The 19,040-nt window shown below is 38.0% G+C and carries 16 protein-coding genes, 1 tRNA gene and 2 rRNA genes; 14 read left to right on the plus strand and 5 right to left on the minus strand.

The window, feature by feature from the left end:
- Window positions 1-23 precede the first annotated feature (23 nt).
- Both LGB01_01715 and LGB01_01720 read left to right on the plus strand, forming a co-directional pair.
- Window positions 24-1,991 (plus strand): M13 family metallopeptidase, encoded by a 1,968-nt coding sequence (locus LGB01_01715; protein ID MCB4752935.1) that lies wholly within the window; start codon window positions 24-26, stop codon window positions 1,989-1,991.
- Between the two features lie 109 nt (window positions 1,992-2,100).
- Entirely contained in the window at window positions 2,101-2,400 is a 300-nt protein-coding gene (locus LGB01_01720) for a hypothetical protein (GenBank protein MCB4752936.1), read from the plus strand.
- Here LGB01_01720 and hisIE read toward each other — a convergent pair.
- From hisIE to LGB01_01735, 3 genes are all read right to left on the minus strand, one after another.
- Window positions 2,391-3,104 (minus strand): bifunctional phosphoribosyl-AMP cyclohydrolase/phosphoribosyl-ATP diphosphatase HisIE, encoded by a 714-nt coding sequence (gene hisIE, locus LGB01_01725; protein MCB4752937.1) that lies wholly within the window; start codon window positions 3,102-3,104, stop codon window positions 2,391-2,393. The genes LGB01_01720 and hisIE overlap by 10 nt on opposite strands.
- A complete protein-coding gene (locus tag LGB01_01730; GenBank protein ID MCB4752938.1) occupies window positions 3,061-4,155 on the minus strand; it encodes a prohibitin family protein in 1,095 nt (364 codons plus the stop codon). The genes hisIE and LGB01_01730 overlap by 44 nt, the downstream gene beginning before the upstream one ends.
- Window positions 4,156-4,241: 86 nt before the next feature.
- On the minus strand, window positions 4,242-5,162 hold the full coding sequence (locus LGB01_01735; GenBank protein ID MCB4752939.1) for a branched-chain amino acid transaminase: 921 nt from the start codon (window positions 5,160-5,162) through the stop codon (window positions 4,242-4,244).
- 423 nt (window positions 5,163-5,585) lie between these two features.
- On the opposite strand from LGB01_01735, the gene LGB01_01740 reads away from it, so the two are divergent.
- Together LGB01_01740 and LGB01_01745 are read left to right on the plus strand one after the other, a co-directional pair.
- Window positions 5,586-6,986 (plus strand): 16S ribosomal RNA (locus tag LGB01_01740).
- A 112-nt stretch (window positions 6,987-7,098) separates the two neighbouring features.
- Window positions 7,099-7,174: transfer RNA gene (locus tag LGB01_01745), tRNA-Ala, on the plus strand.
- 82 nt (window positions 7,175-7,256) lie between these two features.
- On the opposite strand, the gene LGB01_01750 is transcribed toward LGB01_01745, so the two are convergent.
- The gene (locus tag LGB01_01750; protein ID MCB4752940.1) at window positions 7,257-7,430 is read right to left on the minus strand and encodes a hypothetical protein; all 174 of its coding nucleotides are present in this window, start codon (window positions 7,428-7,430) and stop codon (window positions 7,257-7,259) included.
- 81 nt (window positions 7,431-7,511) lie between these two features.
- Here LGB01_01750 and LGB01_01755 point away from each other — a divergent pair.
- The 8 genes from LGB01_01755 (at window position 7,512) to LGB01_01790 (ending at window position 17,155) form a co-directional block, all read left to right on the plus strand.
- A 23S ribosomal RNA gene (locus tag LGB01_01755) occupies window positions 7,512-10,222 on the plus strand.
- Together the 16S and 23S rRNA genes with 1 tRNA gene alongside form the textbook arrangement of a ribosomal RNA operon.
- 484 nt (window positions 10,223-10,706) lie before the next feature.
- Complete coding sequence (gene rpmE / locus LGB01_01760; protein MCB4752941.1) at window positions 10,707-10,907, plus strand: 50S ribosomal protein L31; 201 nt, start codon at window positions 10,707-10,709, stop codon at window positions 10,905-10,907.
- Window positions 10,908-10,962: 55 nt separating this feature from the next.
- Window positions 10,963-11,775, plus strand: a complete 813-nt coding sequence (gene rsmI / locus LGB01_01765; GenBank protein MCB4752942.1) for a 16S rRNA (cytidine(1402)-2'-O)-methyltransferase — start codon at window positions 10,963-10,965, stop codon at window positions 11,773-11,775.
- 62 nt (window positions 11,776-11,837) lie between these two features.
- Window positions 11,838-12,524, plus strand: a complete 687-nt coding sequence (locus LGB01_01770; protein MCB4752943.1) for an RNA methyltransferase — start codon at window positions 11,838-11,840, stop codon at window positions 12,522-12,524.
- The gene (locus tag LGB01_01775; GenBank protein ID MCB4752944.1) at window positions 12,511-13,080 is read left to right on the plus strand and encodes a hypothetical protein; all 570 of its coding nucleotides are present in this window, start codon (window positions 12,511-12,513) and stop codon (window positions 13,078-13,080) included. Before LGB01_01770 ends, LGB01_01775 begins: the two co-directional genes overlap by 14 nt.
- 25 nt (window positions 13,081-13,105) lie before the next feature.
- Entirely contained in the window at window positions 13,106-14,335 is a 1,230-nt protein-coding gene (locus tag LGB01_01780; GenBank protein ID MCB4752945.1) for an LL-diaminopimelate aminotransferase, read from the plus strand.
- Window position 14,336: 1 nt separating this feature from the next.
- Window positions 14,337-15,599: a homoserine dehydrogenase gene (locus LGB01_01785; GenBank protein ID MCB4752946.1), complete on the plus strand. Its 1,263-nt coding sequence runs from the start codon at window positions 14,337-14,339 to the stop codon at window positions 15,597-15,599.
- A gap of 572 nt (window positions 15,600-16,171) precedes the next feature.
- Entirely contained in the window at window positions 16,172-17,155 is a 984-nt protein-coding gene (locus LGB01_01790) for a hypothetical protein (protein MCB4752947.1), read from the plus strand.
- 99 nt (window positions 17,156-17,254) lie between these two features.
- Here the strand turns inward: LGB01_01790 and LGB01_01795 are convergent, their stop codons facing one another.
- On the minus strand, window positions 17,255-17,593 hold the full coding sequence (locus tag LGB01_01795) for a hypothetical protein (protein MCB4752948.1): 339 nt from the start codon (window positions 17,591-17,593) through the stop codon (window positions 17,255-17,257).
- Window positions 17,594-17,740: 147 nt separating this feature from the next.
- Here LGB01_01795 and LGB01_01800 point away from each other — a divergent pair, with 147 nt between their 5' ends.
- Complete coding sequence (locus LGB01_01800; protein ID MCB4752949.1) at window positions 17,741-18,373, plus strand: GntR family transcriptional regulator; 633 nt, start codon at window positions 17,741-17,743, stop codon at window positions 18,371-18,373.
- The gene (locus LGB01_01805) at window positions 18,370-19,032 is read left to right on the plus strand and encodes a nitroreductase family protein (GenBank protein MCB4752950.1); all 663 of its coding nucleotides are present in this window, start codon (window positions 18,370-18,372) and stop codon (window positions 19,030-19,032) included. The genes LGB01_01800 and LGB01_01805 overlap by 4 nt, the downstream gene beginning before the upstream one ends.
- The last annotated feature ends 8 nt before the right edge of the window (window positions 19,033-19,040 follow it).

Consider the following 19,040-nt stretch of genomic DNA (forward strand, 5'->3'; position numbering starts at 1 on the left):
AAAATACCAAGAAAGATACAATCATGAAAAACATATATGTACTTTTAATGTTAATAATCTTTATTGTGCCAATTATGGCTGAAGATAGCTATCAATCAAAGCCAAGATTGGAAGACAATTTCTACCAGAATAAAAACTACAATTGGCTTAAGAGCATAAAAATACCTAATTCTGAGCCTGGGATTAACTCATTTTTTATTATAAAAAATGAAAAGATAGATAAAAGATTAAGAAGTTTGCTAGAAAGTAATATTTCCAAAAGTAAAATTGAAACAAAAGTGAGAGACGCATATCTCTCTTTTATGGATACAAAAAAGAGAGATATGCTTGGCTTGTCCCCTATTAAAAAAATATATCTTGAAAAGATAGATAAAATACACTCTTATAGGGAATTAGCTATTTTAATGGCAAAATTTCTTAAAGATGGCATTATTGCCCCTATGGTTTTTTTTGTTATGCCTGACCTGAAAGAGGGAGAAAAGTATGCCCTGTATATAGCACAAGCAGGTCTTTTTTTATCGAAAGATAGCTATCTGAAAAAAGATGCCAGATCCGTAAAACAACGTAAGGTTTATCGTGAGTTTTTAGAAGAACTTTTTACATTAGCACATGATTCAAATCCTGACAAGAAAGCTAAACAAATCATAGAACTAGAGACAAAGTTGGCAAAATATTATTTTAGTCCTGCTGAAAATAGGGATTTTGCAAAACTATACAATAAAACTACTATTTCAAAACTATCAAAGATACTTAGTAACTATCCTGTAGAAGAAGTATTTTCTGAACTTGGTATAGCAAAAGACAGCAATATAATCATCAATCAACTACCATACATCAAGGCGTTCAATACACTTTTTTTAAAGATACCATTACAGTCTTGGAAAGGGTATATGAAAGCCAAGGTCTTGCTTCGTTTTACATCTGTACTTTCAGAGGAGTTTGATATTGCACTGCTTAACTATAAGAAAAATGCAGGACTTATAAGGAATGATTGGCCAAAATGGAAAAAAGGTCTTGACTTTGTTCAAATAACTTTTCCATTGCTCTTAAGTAGAGCATATGTAGAGAACTATTTTGACAAAAATGCAAAAAAACGTGTTACAAAAATGATTAATAACATTAAAGATGAGTTTAAGGATACGATTAAAAACTCAGATATTTTTACCCAGTCAACCAAAGAAAAAGCATTAGATAAATTGTATAAAATGCGTTTTAATGTGGGTTATCCAGATGTCTGGAAAGATTATAATACTCTCATTGTAAAAAAAGATGATTTGATTGGGAATGTGGTTCGTGCGTCAAATTTCAACTACAAAGACCAAATTGAGAAACTTGGTAAAGAGGTAGATAAAGATGATTGGTCAGAAGAAAACCCCGCATTTAAAGTCAACGCATTCTATGATCCAACACAAAATAAGTTTGTAATACTCACAGGTATACTTAATAAACCTTTTTTTGATGTTAATTCGACAATAGCACAAAATTATGGTGGTATTGGAACTGTGATAGCTCATGAAATTGGACATGCTTTTGATGATCAAGGTAGTCGTTTTGATGCAAATGGTAATATGAAGAACTGGTGGACCGTTGAAGATAAAAAAGCTTTTAAAAAGATCAAAAATAGACTTATCGCTCAGGCAGATCATTATCAACCCTTCTCGCATATTTACATGAAAGGCGCTTTAAAGGTTGGAGAAATTATAGGTGATCTTAATGGGGCAACCATCTCTTTGGCTGCTTATGAGAGAACTTCTAAGAAAAATGGGACTAAAGTTGACTATAGAGCATTTTTTGCTAGCTATGCATATATATGGAGAATGAAACTTAGAAAAGAGTATGCACTAAGACTTGTAGAAACTGATCCACATCCACTTGGAGAATATAGAGCCAATGAAACATTAAGAAATATAGATAAGTTTTTTGAGACCTATCACATAAAAAAAGGTGATAAAATGTATAGATCTCCACAGGAGCGTATTAAATTATGGTAGACTCATAAAACAGTAATAGAAGTTTTGAAAAAAGAAATATTAATACTTACTGTGAAGTATAATAATAATATTTCTATGATAAGATTTAAAAAATAGTAGGAGAAATAAAATGAAAATTATTGGTTTGATTTTAGCTATGGTAGTATTTGAAGGATGCAGTCAAACACAAGTTGTTAAAGTAAAAAGTAGCAAAAAAAAGATAAGTTATGTGCCCATTAAACTTCATAAGGCACCTCCTGCTGTAAAAAAAGAAGAAAATATTGTATATATTGGAGATACTCCTGTAGAGCTTAAGGGGCCAAAGCAAGAAGATATTGAAAAGTATCAACGCGATCAAGCCCAGATGAGTGATTGGGGGAAAATGATGCAAGCTAGAGAGAAGAGGCACACCCGCAAGCCTTATTTTTGACGCATTTCTTTCTCTTCTATACCACTTATACCAAAGCGACGCACAAGCTCCTGCTTGATACGGTCAGGCGAAATGTTACGATAACCTAGTCCTACAAGGGTATGATAAAGAAGATCGGTCACCTCATAAATGACCTGTTTGTCACTCTCTTTATCAATAGCAACACAGACTTCATTTGCCTCTTCCCGTATTTTGCTTAATAATAAGTTTTTATCATCAAGTAGTTTTTTTGTCCATGATTTTTGATTCATTGATGCATTCTTTCGTTCTAGAATAGTATGGTAGAGGGTATCGACTGCTCCATAAATGACATGTGTATCAATCTCTTTTTCGCAAATAATCTTATCTTGAAGGATAGAAGTAAAAAAGCAACTCTTTCGCCCTGTGTGACAAGCAACACCATTTTGTTTAATCTTAAGAATAATCGTATCGGCATCACAGTCAAGTAATATGTCCTTGATCTCTTGCGTATGCCCTGAACTTTCACCTTTTTTCCAGATGCGTTGCTTGGAGCGGCTAAAATAGTGGGCATATCCAGTAGCAAGAGTAAGACTATATGCCTCTTCATCCATATAAGCGAGCATAAGAATCTCGTTATTTTCTGCATCTTGTGCGATAACAGGGACAAGAGGGTTCTTTTTCCAATTAATAATCATAAGGTTATTGTTGTGCTGAGATAGTTTTTTGTTTTTTCCCTTTTGCATCTACCCATATATTAGGTACTGCACCACCGGGAGTAAGAAAGATTTGTGCATCTTTATTAACTTTCAATGCTTCATTGAATTTCCCTTGAGTTTTAATCTGTTCAAGTAATAGCAGATCTGTGGTTAGAGATTGTGCGATGATTTTATTAGCTTTGGCTTGGGCTTGAGCTTCAATACGAATTTGATCTGCCTGTCCTTGTGCTTCAATACGACGTTTTTGTGCTTCACCACGTGCAATTTCTGCTTTTCTTTCCGCTTCACGTTTAGCTCTATCTTTTTGTTGTTCGGCAATCATAACATTCTGTTTTTCGGCTTGAAGTTCTTCAATTTTGCTTTTAATTTTTTTAGGTAGTTGAATATTTCTAAGTTCTACAGAATCCAGAACGACAGGTGTACTAGATATGGCCTGAACTTTTTTTCGTACACGTTCTTGTATCTCTTTTGCAATTTCGGTACGTTTCTGAGGAAGGTTTTCTGCTGCATATTTACCAATAACGTCACGAACAATCTCTCTTACTTTGGTATTGATAATTTTATCTTCCCATGCTGTACCCCATATAGCAATGGTTTTAGGAGCACTTTTTGGACGGAGATGATATTGGACTGCTAAGTCAATATCAACATCTAGTCCTCTTGAGTCCATTACCCGAATAGCCGGATTTCGACGCAATCCACCTTCGTATCGACTATATCCATCATTAAGAACCTGTTTGTTTTCATTGGAATAGGTAATCATGCGTACACGGGTATTGACAGGAATAATTTTTTCAAAAATAGGAATAAAAAAGTGTAATCCTGGAGCAAGGGGTTTGTCCTGAAATTTACCGGTGGTTACCTTGATGCCCACTTCACCAGAATTAATAATCGTAAAAGGTTTGAGAATAAAAATACCAAAAACAATAGCAATAAGAATAAATATCCATGATGACCCTTTGCCACCCATATTGTTTAGAGGATTATTAAAGTTTTGATTATTATCTCCATTGCTACTATTATTTTGGTTATAGTTTGGCTTCTTTTTTTTAAAATAGTCGTTCATGTCTGCTGGCATAGTTTTTCCTTTGTATGTTGAGAGTTTGGTGATTCATGATTGCTTGCTTTGCAATAAATTACAAATTATCCAGATACCTAATATTTTTAGTTAATATAAGTTAGGTGTTTGGTATATTTAAGATTCTTTCCTGCTACTGCATCAAAATAGGCTGTCTGTAATTTTTCAGTGATAGATCCTCTTGAACCTGTTCCGATTACGCGTGCATCAACCTCGCGTACAGGAGTGACCTCTGCCGCAGTACCAGTGAGAAAACATTCATCGGCAATATATACCTCTTCACGGGTAATACGACGACGAATTATTGTGATACCCATATCTTTTGCTAAATCGATTACTGTTGCTTGTGTGATGGATTCAAGTGAGTTATCATTTGGTGGAGAGATGAGTTTTCCGTCTCTAATTATAAAGAAGCAGGCTCCTGATGCTTCGGCAACATAACCTTGATCATCACGCAATAATGCTTCATCATACCCTGCTTCAATTGCTTCAAATTTTGCCATCTGTGAGTTAAGGTAGTTGGCAACGGCTTTGGCTTTTCCCATACTTGATGTATTGGGTGTACGGGTTATTGAAGAGATTTTGAGGCGAATACCTTTTTTGAGTCCCTCTTCACCAAGATAGGCTCCCCACTCCCATGCAGAAATAGAGACATTGACAGGTGCCTCTTTATGATAAAGACCCATGACTCCATATCCTAAATAGACCAGTGGTCTAATATAGGCCCCTTCAAAAAGTTTGTTTTCTTGCAGTAGTTTAATCTGTGCTTCATTAAGATCTTCAAGGCTATAAGGAACATCCATAAGTGTCATCTTTGCTGAGTTTAATAATCTTTGGGTGTGTTCATTGAGTTTGAAGATAGCACATCTTCCATCTACTGTCTTGTAAGCTTTAGTTCCTTCGATAGCACCATTTCCGTAATGAAGGGTATGTGTGAGGACATGAACTTTAGCATCATCCCATGGGGTGAAATCTCCATTCATCCAAATATATTTTGCTTTATTCATCCATTCTCCTCTAAATGCATCGTATCGTATCGTCTAACACTTAAGATATTTTAGCAGAATTATAGTTAATAGGTGATTACATTCTGTTATATACATTTTTGTATTTTAATAGTAAAATCGATCCATTCAAATTAAGAAGCCAAGTTTAAAAATTACCAAAATATATTATTTTCTCGTAATATGCAAAATACCCTTGACAACAAGAAAATTTGGTGCTATAATACGCGTCCACAAACACAGAGACCTCTTCAGAGTTTGAAGCAGAGAGTGAATGTGAGTGATCTTTGACAACCAAATATAAGTAAACAAATCAACGTCTATTTGAGATTTAATTTTTCACTTTTTGAACTAAAAAGGTGATAAGAATTTACGGATAGCATATTTATTTAAGCACTTTGACAATGGTCTGCTTTTCATTCATTTATAATGGAGAGTTTGATCTCGCTCAGAGTGAACGCTATATGTGCTTAATATATGTGTCGAGAATTATAATACCAGTTTAGGAAGTCAGCTATGGCGGACGGATGAGAATGGGTATAGCTGACGCCTTGAGGGGATAACAGTTGGAAATGACTGCCATCACCCTATACACCTTCTGTATTAATTACAAAGAAATGTTTTTCACAGTAGATCGCCATATGGTATCAGGTAGTTGGTGAGGTAAGAGCTCATCAAGCCAAATACGCCTAGCTGGTCTTGAGAGGATGATCAGCCACACTGTCTAGAGGACAATTATCCAGATCTACTTTATGCAGCAGCGGGGAATATTGCACAATGGAGGAAACTCTTGATGCGCAGCAAACGTCATGTGGAGGATGACGTATTTCGTGTAAACTTTTTATATGGGAAGATAATGATATACCATGAATAAGACTGAATGACTCAGCTGCAGCCGCAATACGGAGGGTGTGCGTTACCGAATCATCAAGGTAAGCGCGCGCAGGTTATTCGGATAAGTTGATGGTTCTTGTCTCAACCGTAGAACTGCATCCAAAACTGTCGTTAGAGTTCGAGGAAGATGGAATTAGCTGTAGGGTAAAATCCGTAGAGACAACCAGGAATACCAAAAAGCGAAGACTTGAACAGTACTGACGCTGAGGCGAAAGCGTGGGGAGCAATAGATTATACCTGCAGTCCACGCCCAAATTGATTTAAACAATGCTGAGTCCTTAGCAATTTTCAGATGCAAATGCACCTACTAAACATTCCGCCCGGGAGTACGGCTCCAAGATTAAAACTCAAAGAATGACGGAATCATGGTGATATATTAATCTGAAGATACGCGAAGAACCTACCGCCTTGACATTGATGGAAACTTAGTAGAGATACTGGGTGCCTTTGAGCCTGAAAACAGGTGTTGCGTAACGGCTGTGTCGTCAGCCTTCGCAGGTCAGAGATAAGTTGGTCCCAACATGCAACTCTGTTGAATGAGTTACTAACTGTCTGGCCGAGGACTCTAGTGAGACTGCCTTCGTAAGGAGGAGGAAGGTGAGGACGACGTCGTCATCATGGCCTTTACGGCCGTAAAAATACGTGCTACAATGGTAGGACAATGAGACGCATCGCAAGGTGGAGCAACCTATAAACCCATTCTCAGTTCGATCAGTCTGCAACCCGACTCGCACGAAGCTGGAATCACTAGTAATCGTGACTGCCATGTTACGGGTGAACTACGTTCCTCTGGTCTTGTACTCACCGCCCGTCACACCATGGGAGTTGATTCACCCAGCGGGGAAGCTAAACTGGCTACCCTCCGGTGGATCAGCGACTGGGTGAGGTCGTAAACAAGGTAATCAGGAGAACCTGCGTTGACTGCTCTTCAAGAGTATATATCTATATGTCTCACAATATATGGAGCAACATCAAAAGACTTGATTTACAATCTCATACTTTAATAGTTTTTATAGGCAAAATGGAAATAATTATATTGATATTTGGGTCCTTAGCTCAGCTGGGAGAGCGCTTCGCTGGCAGCGAAGAGGTCGTCGGTTCGATCCCGATAGGATCCACCAACCAAACTCATTTACTAATTTATTAATATTTTTCTTAATTATGAACTATACGGGAATAAGAGTATTTTATTGTCTTTATATATTAGCTCTCAAATATTACCAACTCACCCTTTTTTAACTTTGGCAAAATATCAATCTTGATTTTTCTAATCTGGTACATTTTTTCTGTAGAAGAGAGATTTTTCTGTCGAGGAAGATTTCTAAGTTTCTCTTCATAGTAGGCTTGAAGCATCTGTACTAAAGCCTGTTCTAACAAGACACTTATTAATGTACAATAACGAACCAACGTGGTATTACACAATAAAGCTCATTTGCATTAATATAGGCACTTAGCACTGGCAATTAATTCAAAGTGATGGTGGATGTCAGACTCGTGAGAGGCGGATGGCGACGTACTAGGGCTGCGAGAGAGTTACTGAGCTGCCAAGAAGCTTTGATCCGTATCTGAATGGGGCAACCGCATTTAAGAGAAATAGCGTCACCCTTTTAGTGAGCTAGAACGCAGGAAGTGAAACATCTCAGTACCTGCAGGAAAAGAATCAACCGAGATTCCCAAAGTAGCGGCGAGCGAAATGGGATTAGCCCTAAACTCCTTGGGGTGTTAGTAGAATAAGTTGGAAAGCTGACTGTAGAGGTGACAGTCCCGTATACGAACCAACTATGATTATTCGAGGTCGGGATAATGTAACCCCGACTGAATATGGGAGGACCAATTTTCCAAGGCAAATATTTACCTGTGATCGATAGAACCAGTACCGTGAGGGAAAGGTGAAAGAACCGCGGCAAGCGGGAGTGAAATAGAACCGAAAACCATCTTTGCCTACAATCATCTAGAGCCCCATGTTATATGCGGTGATGGACTCTGCTCTTGCATAATGAGCCTGCGAGTTATGGTGACTGTTACACACCTCTTCTCGCGAAGCTGTATGAAAGTGAGTCTGAAGAAGCGCCGTTAGTTACAGGACCCGAAACTAAGTGGATTCATCCATGGGCAGTACAGTTGGTGTAAGATTAGTGAGGACCGAACGGTGGAGGCTTAAAACCTCCGATGACCTGTGGATAGTGAAAGGTCAATCAAACTTAGTGTGATAGCTGGTTCTCTCCGAAATATATTTAGGTATAGCCTCTGTTTCGAAGTTATGGGGTGAGCACTGATTGGGCTAGGGTTTCACACCAAGGTACCAACCCTAGTCAACCCGGAATATCTACAGTGAATTTCAGAGTCAGGTAGGGCATAAATCATCATCGAAAGTGTGGGAAATATCACTACCAGGCCAAGGTCCCAAAGTTCTATTTATGAAAAGGATGTGGAGTTACAGACACCAGAGGCTGGCTTAGAAGCAGCCATCTTAAAGAAAGCTGCACAGCTCACTGGTCTAGCGATTCTGCGCCGAAAATATTAACGGGCTAAATGACACCGAAGTTGTAGATCACATTATGGAGTGGTGGAGAGCGTTCCAGTCAGCACGAAGCCATACCGGTAAGGAGGAGTGGTTGAAGTGAGCATGCAGGCATGAGTAGCGATAAACAGGTGAGGAACTGTACCGCCGTAAACCTGTTTCACACGTGATGCTCGTCGTCGAAGGTTGTCGGTCCTAAGCTGAGTCCGAAAGGGCAGCGATGGCAAACGTTAGTCATTCCGATACCAATCACACTAGCTTAGCCGATGGGGACGCATAGGGTTAAACGAGGTCACTGATGAATAGTGGCTCGAAGGGGCAGGTAAGAAGGATTGGAAAATCCGCCTTCTGTTTCCGAGATCTACAGGCTGGTTGTGCCTTCGAGTAGCCGAATCGTTGATACCGTCAAAGCCAAGAAAAGCTTCTAAGTGTATAGTGCTGCCCACCAAACCGACACACAGGTGGCAAAGAGATGAGCATTCTAAGGCGAAGAACCCCGTTATGAACTCTGCAACTGCACCATGTAACTCTGAATAAGCCTCCCAGGTATGGCCCACCGAAAGCTTAAGAGGTTGCAACAAAGAGTCCTCCTGACTGTTTATCAGCGCTCACAGCAATTTTGCTAACTCGTAAGAGGATGTATAAGGTGTGACGCCCGGCCCGAGGTTTGAAGGTTAATTGATGGGGTTAGCCCTTAGCGAAGCTCTGATCGAAGTCATAGTCGCGTACGTAAATCTATAACGGTCCTATAGAAGGAAATCTCTGTCGCATAAATACCGACCTGGGTATGACGGTGTAACGATGGGGAGCTGTCTCGATCAGGGATCCAGTGAATTGTAGTGAGGTGAAAATTCTCCACCAGTGCGGTAAGACGAGCACCCTGTACCTTTACTATAGTTTTGACACCTAAATTGGACATATTTGCAGATAGGTGAGCTTTGATACTATGGCGCTAATGTAAGGAGCTATCCCGAGATACCACCCTTATATATTCGACAGCACTGCGCTGCCATCCCGCGGAGGACACTGGTGGGTAGTCGACTGGGGGCGGTCGCCCCTAAAAAGTAACGGGAGGCTTACAAAGGTTGGCTCAGATATTGGAAATCCATCGCAGAGCAATATACAAGCCAGCTTAACTGGCGACTTCATGTCGAGCAGAGACGGTGTCGGTCATAAAGATCCGTATCAGGTGGAGCGCTTTCATCGCTCAAAGGATAAAGGTACGCCAGGGAGGTAATAGATTGATCTCCCCCAAGATTTCATGACCGACGGGGAGGTTTGGCACCTCGATGTCGGCTCATCAGAATCCCGGGCTGAAGCAGGTCCTGGCATGGCTGTTCGCCATTTAAAGGGTGTACGCGAGCTGGCTCAGAACGTCGTGAGACAGTTCGGTCCCCTATCTGCTGGCAAGCCAGATTGAGGAGAGCGTCTTCAGCATGAGGACGGTGACAACCATAATTATGTACCAGTTGTCCTGCCAGGCACGCCGGTAATAAGATCGAAGTGATAACCCAAGAGCACCACAAGTGGAAGTCAACTCCAAGATGAACTTCCCGAAGATCCCAAAGAAGGATCACTAATATAGCTGGGAAGGGCACTGAAAGATATTTATTAATTAGGCAATTAATAGATCGTTTGTATTTACTCTCTGATCTTCTATAATAACAATTTTACATAAAAGATAATAACATTGTAGAAGATTGTAACATGGGGATACATAAAATAACTTAAACATATTGTTAATCTAAAAGTTTCAAATAATAGAAGTAAACACATCAAGGTGCCTTATTCTCCTTAGTGGTAAGCTAGAGGGAGGGTCATACCCAGCTCCATTCCGAACCCGAGTCAAGCCTCCCATCGCCGATAATACTGCTGGCTACGCTAGTGGGAATGTAGGTCGCTGCCACTTTGAGATTTATCTTCTATAATACTTATAATCATGGTTTTTTTGTTTTTGTTTAAATCTTATTTTATATCATTTTAAATTTTTTTTGATACAATACTGCTCTAAAAGTTGTCTCAGCATAGACTGTTGCAACAACCCTATCGGAAGATATGGAAGGATTCAGAGATTAATTTGGGTCAGAATAGGTTGGTTACCTATCAAAAACAAAATATGCAAAGGTCTTGTAATGATAAAAGATATTCACCCTGAATATATGGAATGTAAAGTTAAGTGTGCTTGTGGAAACAAATTTGAAATAAGATCCAATAAGCCTGAAATGTCTATTGATATTTGTAATGAATGCCACCCATTCTTCACGGGTTCTGAAAAAATTGTAGATGCTGCAGGTAGAGTAGAGAAGTTTAAGAGCAAGTATAAACTTAGCTAACTCCTTTTTCTGAAGCATTTTTAGCTTCAGATCCCTTTCTATATTTTAGGCAATTATGCTCACCTTTATTCCTACTCCTATTGGAAACCCACAAGATATTACCATTCGTGCTATGAGGATTTTTGAAAAAGCAGAACTCTTTTTTTGTGAGGATACCAGACAGACCAAACATCTTCTAAAACTACTTGAAGAACGTTTTGGTATGGTATTTCCAAATGCTCAATTTATCTCCTTTAATGAACACAATGGTAAAGATCGCCTTGAACAGTATGGAGCTACTCTGAACACAAAAAAGGTAGTTTATGTTTCTGATGCAGGGATGCCTGTTATTTCTGATCCTGGACAACTACTGGTGGTCTATTGTCAGGTTAATGGCATTGAGTATGATGTGTTGCCTGGTGCCTCAGCTGTCACAACAGCCTATGCTGCTTCTGGTTTTAATGAGGAAAAATTTCTCTTTTTTGCTTTTTTGCCACACAAAGGTAAAGGGCGTATTTTTGCACTTCAAAAAGCAATGAATAATGGATACAATACGGTACTCTATGAGGCACCTCACCGTCTATTGAAACTTCTTGAAGAGATTGTACAGATTGATGAGACACGTAAAATTTTTCTTGCCAAAGAGATTAGTAAACGGTATCAGAGATATTATTGTGGTAGTGCCAAAGAGATATTGGCAACAATAAAAGAGAATACAATTAGGGGCGAATGGGTTGTTGTGATTGATGCAGCAAAAACTAAAGAGAAAAGTCTTTTCTTTTCAGAAGTTTTAGTGTTAGATATACCTCCTAAAATCAAAGCAAAACTTTTGGCACAGCTAAGTGATAAAGGTGTTAAAGAGTGGTATAAAGTATTAAGTAAAAAATAGTTATCTCTACCTTTTTACAGAAGCACGCAAATATGAAGTAAAAATTTGATAAAATCTTCTTTATGGTAATTTATGGAAAGCAGGTATGTTTTTATGCTCTTGAGCATCATCCTGATAAGGTACAAACTGTTTATATTGCCAAAAAAGGAATACTTCCACAGATACTCTTTCATCAGTTTCACGATAAGATAAAGTTTTTAGAAGAGAAATGGGCACAGTCTATGAGCAAAGGTAGAAATCATCAAGGGCTTTTACTTGAGATTGATACCCTGAAAGAGACACCACTTACAGAGATTAAGAAGAGTAATTTTATTGTAGTACTAGATGGCTTGACAGATGTAGGGAATATTGGTGCAATTGTACGTAGTGCTTATGCACTTGGGGCAGAAGCAGTTGTGGCAACGGGCGTAAAGCAACTAAACCTCTCAGCAATTGTACGAAGTAGCTCTGGAGCATTGATGGATATGCCATTTTTGATTTATCCTAATATCCTTGATGTGTTACATGAATGTCATCAGGTTAAGTTTAGGATTTATGGTGCAACAACAGAGGGTATACCAATACAGAAGATGCATTTTGCCCCCAAAAGACTTCTTGTTATGGGAAGTGAGGGCAATGGCATCTCAAAGAAGGTACATACAAAGCTTGATGCATTAATTTCTATTGAGATGAAACATGCATTTGACTCTTTGAATGTAAGTGCAGCAGCAGCAATTTTAATACATAGGATGAATTATGCAGTTAAATGAAATACTAGAAAAAAATAATATAGAGGCAATCTCCAAAGAAACCAAGATTTCACAAAAGAATCTTGAGGTACTTTTCAATAAAGAATTTAGCATGCTTGATAAGGTAAGGACAATGGGCTTTATTTCAATTATTGAACGAGAGTATCATGCTGATCTTTCATTATTAAAAAAAGAGGCTAAAGAGTATTATGCATCTTATATGAAAGAAGAGAATGTTATACGGGATATCTCTACTCTAGAGAAAAAAAAAGAAAGATCAAAGCTTTTAATGGTAGTTGTTATTCTGCTTTTGGCAGTAGTTTCTTGGTACTTTTTTGTATGGTTTGATCAGGAAAAATTACAAAGAGCAGTTTTTTTTAGTGAACAGCAGATAAGTAAATATATTACCAGTAATCCCAATATAGAAAACGAGCCTGCTAAAGTGATAGAAAAAGAAACAATTAATAGTATTATCGAACCACAGTCTACAATAATTGAGCCTGCTAAAGCGATAGAAAAAGAAACAATCAATAGTATTATAGAATCACAGTCTACAATAATTGAGTCTTCTGAATAAATTTAAATGAGCAAAGAGAGAAATAATGTTTGATGAAATCCAGTTTGAAAAAATAAACCGTCTGCCCAAGTATATCTTTGCAGAAATCAATGAGATTAAAATGAAGATGCGCCGTGATGGTGTGGATATTATTGATTTTTCTATGGGAAATCCAGATGCTTCTACGCCAAAACCAATTATAGACAAATTATGTGAGACGGTAAAAAGACCAAAAACACATGGATATAGTGCAAGCAAGGGTATCTATAAGTTGCGTCTTGCAATGAGTAATTGGTATAAGCGGAAATATGGTGTCAAACTTAATCCTGATACGGAAGTGGTCGCAACCATGGGGAGCAAAGAGGGGTACGTACATCTTGTTCAGGCAATTACTAACCCTGGAGATGTGGCAATCGTGCCTGATCCAACTTATCCTATTCATTCACAAGCATTTATTCTGGCTGGTGCTAATGTGGAAAAGATGCAGGTGACATTTGATGAGGAGACATTTGAGGTCAATGAGGAGAAGTTTTTTTCTGATGTGAATGAAGCACTTGAAAACTCTATCCCAAAACCAAAGTTCCTTGTGGTTAACTTTCCCCATAACCCAAGTACGGCAACAGTGACACCTAAATTTTATGAAAAGCTTGTAGCTCTTGCACAAGAGAAACGTTTTTATATTATCTCTGATATTGCCTATGCAGATATTACCTTTGATGGCTATAAGACACCGTCTATTATGGAGGTGAAGGGAGCTAAAGATGTGGCAGTAGAGTCTTATACGCTCTCAAAGTCGTATAATATGGCAGGGTGGCGTGTTGGGTTTATTGTTGGAAATAAAAAGCTTATTGGTGCACTACAGGCAATCAAATCATGGTTAGATTATGGAATGTTTACTCCCATTCAGGTTGCAGCCACCGTTGCACTTGATGAGCATGGGTATGTGCCTGATGAGGAGATTATTCCTCGTTATCGTAAACGCCGCGATGTGATGATAGAGGCATTTTCTCATGTGGGATGGGTATTGAAAAAACCGAGTGCAAGTATGTTTATTTGGGCAAAACTACCCAAGGTGGCACTTAAAAAAGATATGAAATCGATGGAATTCTCTAAGCGCCTACTACAGGAAGCAAGTGTTGCGGTAAGCCCTGGTATTGCCTATGGAAAGCATGGAGATGAGTATGTGCGTATTGCACTTATTGAGAACGAAAAGCGCATTCGTCAAGCTGCACGCAATATCAAACGTTTTTTGAAAACCCTTGAAGAGGAAGTATAGTATGATCAAGATAGGTATTTTGGGTGTTGGCACAGTCGGAAAGAGTGTTGCAAAGATACTTGAGTCCAATACCGATATTATCGAAGCACGTGCAGGTAAAAAGATTGCTGTAAAATCTGGTGCAGTTCGCAATCTTTCTAAGAGACGTGAGGTCTCCATTGTGCTTACAGATGACCCCTTTGAGGTAGTTAATGATCCTGAAATAGATATTGTCGTTGAACTAATGGGTGGTGTGGATGAGCCCTATGCATTAGTCAAAAAGGCATTAGAAAATGGTAAGGCTGTTGTGACTGCCAATAAAGCACTACTTGCCTACCATCGCTATGAATTGCAAGAAATTGCAGGCGATATCCCGCTGATGTATGAGGCAAGTACAGCAGGAGGTATCCCTGTGATTGGCGCACTTCGTACAGGACTAGCAGCTAACCATATCGATTCCATTCAGGGGATTATGAATGGTACCTGTAACTATATGCTTACTAAAATGATAGGCGAGGGTGCACAGTATGACGAAATTCTCAAAGAGGCACAAGAGCTTGGCTATGCTGAAGCTGATCCAACCTTTGATGTGGGTGGTTTCGATGCTTCTCATAAGCTACTCATTTTGGCAAGTATTGCATATGGAATTGATGCTAAGCCTGAAGATATTCTGATTGAAGGAATTGAGAATATCACTCAGACCGATGTGGCATTTGCTAAAGAGTTTGGCTATGAGATAAAACTACTTGGTATTGCCAAGAAAGTAGGTGATGGGGTAGAGCTCCGTGTGCATGCGACAATGATTCCAAGTGAAAGTATGATTGCCAAAGTTGATGGTGTGATGAATGCTGTAACGGTAGTGGGTGACTGTGTAGGCGAGACGATGTATTATGGTCCAGGTGCTGGTGGTGATGCAACAGCTTCTGCAGTGATTGCTGATATTGTAGATATTGTTCGTGGAAATCAGGGACCAATGCTTGGCTACAAAAAAGGGCTTGAGAGTGGCTTGAAATTACTTTCTAAAGAGCAGATCGTTACCCAATATTATCTACGTATGGAAGTTGATGATCAAAGTGGTGTACTAGCAACCATCACGTCTAAGCTTGGGGAGTTTGATATCTCTATTGAGTCAATGTTGCAACAGCCTATAGATAAGAATGGTGTGGCAACCTTACTCTTTACAACACACAAGACACAAGAGAATAAGATGCAAAAGGCAATCAAGGCACTTGAGTCCCTTACTGTTGTAAATGGAAGTATTGCAATGATGCGGATAGAGAAGTAGATACGCTTCAATCCAATAATTTTCTATCTTATGCTTTACCCCCCCTACAGCTACATGGGTATAAATCATTATTTCTTTACATTTTAACTTATAACTCTTGTATGGTTACCAACACACATTAAAGTACCCCCAACAAGAGATAGGAAAACTACTTATTTAAAGGCTACTACTACGTCTTTGAACAATCATTACTATAGATAAATCTTTATTCTACTATATTGACAAATATTTGACTCGAACCATTATGGATCTTACTTCAACCATAGAAATACAGCTAAGACTATACTTGTAGAGATTTACTACGAAAAGATACTACAGGATATTTCAAAGTAAGTACCATGATCAACGAGGTACTATGCAAATATATAACCAAAGAGATGGATAGGTATCATTTTCCTCAGTTTCCTACGCTATATAACGCAAATGGAAGTATTGTGATAACGTGAACAAGAGAAAGGTCTTAGTATATTAGACTGTTTTATTAAAAATATTTATTATGTTAAATACTGTTTTTTTAAGTAAATAAGTGATATGATTAGGAGGAAATTTAATTTAAAAACTTGGAGGAAAAAATGAAAAAATTAAACTTATTTATATCAAGCTTGGTTGCAGTATTGACTTTAGGGTTTACAGGTTGTGGTTCATCTAGTGGAAATGACACAAGTAGTTTATCATTCCCGTCTGATGCAAAAGTTGCTAAACCAACCATTGAAAATGGGGAAAAGGTTAAAAAGGTAACTACAATCAATCAATCAAGGGCAGTACCTGGGTTCAGTAGCAGTGGGGGCAATGTAAAATCACATACAGAAAAATTAAAAGCACGTAAGGAGAAGATGTCCAAGGAAATGCTGGCATACACCCAGAAGGATACCGATATGCAACCGTATGCTTCAGATACTGAAGCAGTAAGCGTAACAGAGGAATGCACTGGAGGTGGAACATTAAGTTATAGCGGTAATGGAAATCTCAGTGGAGCTGCAAACCTTACATATGCAGCAAACAATTGTGTTGAAGGAAATATGAAATTAAATGGTCATGTACATATAACTGTCAGTAACCTTGATGAAAATTCTAAGAACTTTAAAGATTACACTATAAGATATATAACTGATTTTACGGCGACAGACCTATATGAAAACTCATCTGAAAAAATTTCACCTGATAGTCATATGGAAATACATGTCACTAAATTTAAAATTTCTGGAGAGATAGAAGAATATACATTAGGAACATCAATACAAGCAACAAAGGGTACTGAATTTTATGGGCTAAAAGATTGTATATTTCAAGTTAAAGAAACCAATGACACAGAAGAGATGTATCAAACCACAGGAAAAGTTTATATTGATAACTTAGATTTATATGTTGAATATGATACAAGCTATGATATGTCTAAAACCCCATTTGTATTTAACAAAGATACAGGCGAGTTACTAAGTGGTAAAGCAATATACAAGATGGATGGTAATGGAAAAGTTAAAGTTGTTGTTGAAGGAAACAGAAAAAGAACTTATGTAGATACTGATGGTGATGGGACATATGAGTTGAGTGAATAGAAGATTGAATCTATTTACTCAAAAATAGATGGGCAGAAGCCTTTAAGAGGGGAGTGTAATAAATTCTGTGTCAACACTTAATTTGAAGCGCTACCGACATTATAGTCCCAAAGTGTTCTCAAATTGATGAAACTCTCTTTTCTCTTTTGCTTCTGCATATTCAAAAAAATTAGAAAATACTTGTTGTGATTCTTCAACTATAGCACCAACATTAAAGCCATAGTCTATACTGTCGCTAAACAATTCGTACACATCTTCTACATATTCAAGAGTAGCAGTTGCTGAAACTCTAGATTCTATTCCATCAAATGTATGGTTGGTATCTAGTGTAATTTCCCCAATAATACCACCATATTTAACAATGTTATTTGAAAGAAGAAACTTATTCAAAAAATTCTTTTCGTTTGTGTAGAGGTTATAATTATCCCAAAATCCCATATGTTTTCCTTGTTGTGCTTGAATATTATTATTTATAACCTTGGATTCTTTATAATCAATTTTTTCAATAAAAGTATATTAGTAGATTTAAGTATTATAAATATATAATATATTATCGATAATCGATAATATAAAAGGATTTTTTAAATGATTGATATACAAAAAGTTCCACTCAAAGAGAAAATAGCTTCTGTACTTATGCAACGTATCATTGATGGTGACATTGTTGCAGGTCAAAAGCTTAAAGAATCACATCTTGCAAAAGAATTTGGTGTCTCTCAAGCACCAGTACGAGAAGCGATGATACTCTTAACTGCCCAAGGGATATTAGAATACATACCAAATGTTGGTACCCGTGTGAAGTCATACAGCAAAGAAGAGACTATTGAGATATATGAAGTCAGAGAAGCATTGGAACTTTATGCTGCGCAAACCATTGAGAAGTTTGGACAACTATCCAATCTAAAGCAGATGTATCACAAAATGCTAGAAGCAGCTAAGAAAAAAGATATTCATCAGTTTGTGGAGTATGATCAGTTTTTTCATGAGCTATTAGTCCAAAATAGGGACAATAACCTTGTGGTAAAACTTTGGAGAGAGCAATATACAAAATCTTCTGTACAAAATATCGTTAAAGGCTTTGAGTCTACACTAGAAGATATAGTAAAAATGCACCAGCCTATCATAGAAGCTATAGAAAAGAAATCGACAGATGCTTACATCAAAGCGATTCATCATCATTATGAAGTCATTATCGCAAATATAAAGGAGGATACATGAGTGCAAGACAGACCATCATAGAAGATTTATTATGGAGATATACATGTAAAAAATATAATCCAAGCAAGCGAATACCCAAAGAAGATCTGGATATTTTCTACGAGGCACTGCGGCTCTCTGCATCCTCCATCAACTCCCAGCCGTGGCGATTTGTAGTCATAGAGAGCAGTGAGGCAAGAGAGAGAATGGTAAAGACATTCGCAGAGAAATATCTGTTTAACTTGCCCCATATTCATGATGCTTCACAGATCATTCTATTTGCATACAATCCCCACTACAGACGAGAGGATTATGTCAAGATTGTAGATAAAGGTATTGAAGACGGCCGCACCAAACCAGAGGGGAGAGAAAAAGCCTTTAGCAGTTTTTTCTTTGCAGAGCTTAACACTAATGAAAATGGCTTTAATGGGAACTGGACCAAAGCACAACTCTATATCGCTCTGGGAAATTCCCTGCATACGCTGGCACGCCTTAAAATCGATTCTACGCCACTCGAAGGGATCGATATAGAGCGTGTCAATAAGGAATTTGCCAAAGAGTTCGATGGCTATCAGTGTGATGTTGTATTGGCAATTGGATACCGAAATGGAAAAGAGGACTATAACGCTGCACTTCCAAAATCACGCAGAAAAATGGAAGATATTATTACACACATATAAAGGATACA

Source organism: Sulfurovum sp. (assembly GCA_020525365.1).
In the GTDB taxonomy this organism is placed as follows: Bacteria; Campylobacterota; Campylobacteria; order Campylobacterales; family Sulfurovaceae; genus Sulfurovum.

Excerpts from the sequence above, each read along its gene's own strand:
- LGB01_01785 (MCB4752946.1), top strand. The coding sequence starts at position 14,337 with ATGATCAAGATAGGTATTTTGGGTGTTGGCACAGTCGGAAAGAGTGTT.
- rsmI (MCB4752942.1), top strand. The coding sequence starts at position 10,963 with ATGCTCACCTTTATTCCTACTCCTATTGGAAACCCACAAGATATTACC.
- LGB01_01775 (MCB4752944.1), top strand. The coding sequence starts at position 12,511 with ATGCAGTTAAATGAAATACTAGAAAAAAATAATATAGAGGCAATCTCC.
- LGB01_01715 (MCB4752935.1), top strand. The coding sequence starts at position 24 with ATGAAAAACATATATGTACTTTTAATGTTAATAATCTTTATTGTGCCA.
- LGB01_01790 (MCB4752947.1), top strand. The coding sequence starts at position 16,172 with ATGAAAAAATTAAACTTATTTATATCAAGCTTGGTTGCAGTATTGACT.
- LGB01_01800 (MCB4752949.1), top strand. The coding sequence starts at position 17,741 with ATGATTGATATACAAAAAGTTCCACTCAAAGAGAAAATAGCTTCTGTA.
- LGB01_01735 (MCB4752939.1), bottom strand. The coding sequence starts at position 5,162 with ATGAATAAAGCAAAATATATTTGGATGAATGGAGATTTCACCCCATGG.
- LGB01_01795 (MCB4752948.1), bottom strand. The coding sequence starts at position 17,593 with ATGGGATTTTGGGATAATTATAACCTCTACACAAACGAAAAGAATTTT.
- hisIE (MCB4752937.1), bottom strand. The coding sequence starts at position 3,104 with ATGCAAAAGGGAAAAAACAAAAAACTATCTCAGCACAACAATAACCTT.
- LGB01_01805 (MCB4752950.1), top strand. The coding sequence starts at position 18,370 with ATGAGTGCAAGACAGACCATCATAGAAGATTTATTATGGAGATATACA.
- LGB01_01730 (MCB4752938.1), bottom strand. The coding sequence starts at position 4,155 with ATGCCAGCAGACATGAACGACTATTTTAAAAAAAAGAAGCCAAACTAT.
- rpmE (MCB4752941.1), top strand. The coding sequence starts at position 10,707 with ATGATAAAAGATATTCACCCTGAATATATGGAATGTAAAGTTAAGTGT.
- LGB01_01720 (MCB4752936.1), top strand. The coding sequence starts at position 2,101 with ATGAAAATTATTGGTTTGATTTTAGCTATGGTAGTATTTGAAGGATGC.
- LGB01_01770 (MCB4752943.1), top strand. The coding sequence starts at position 11,838 with ATGGTAATTTATGGAAAGCAGGTATGTTTTTATGCTCTTGAGCATCAT.
- LGB01_01780 (MCB4752945.1), top strand. The coding sequence starts at position 13,106 with ATGTTTGATGAAATCCAGTTTGAAAAAATAAACCGTCTGCCCAAGTAT.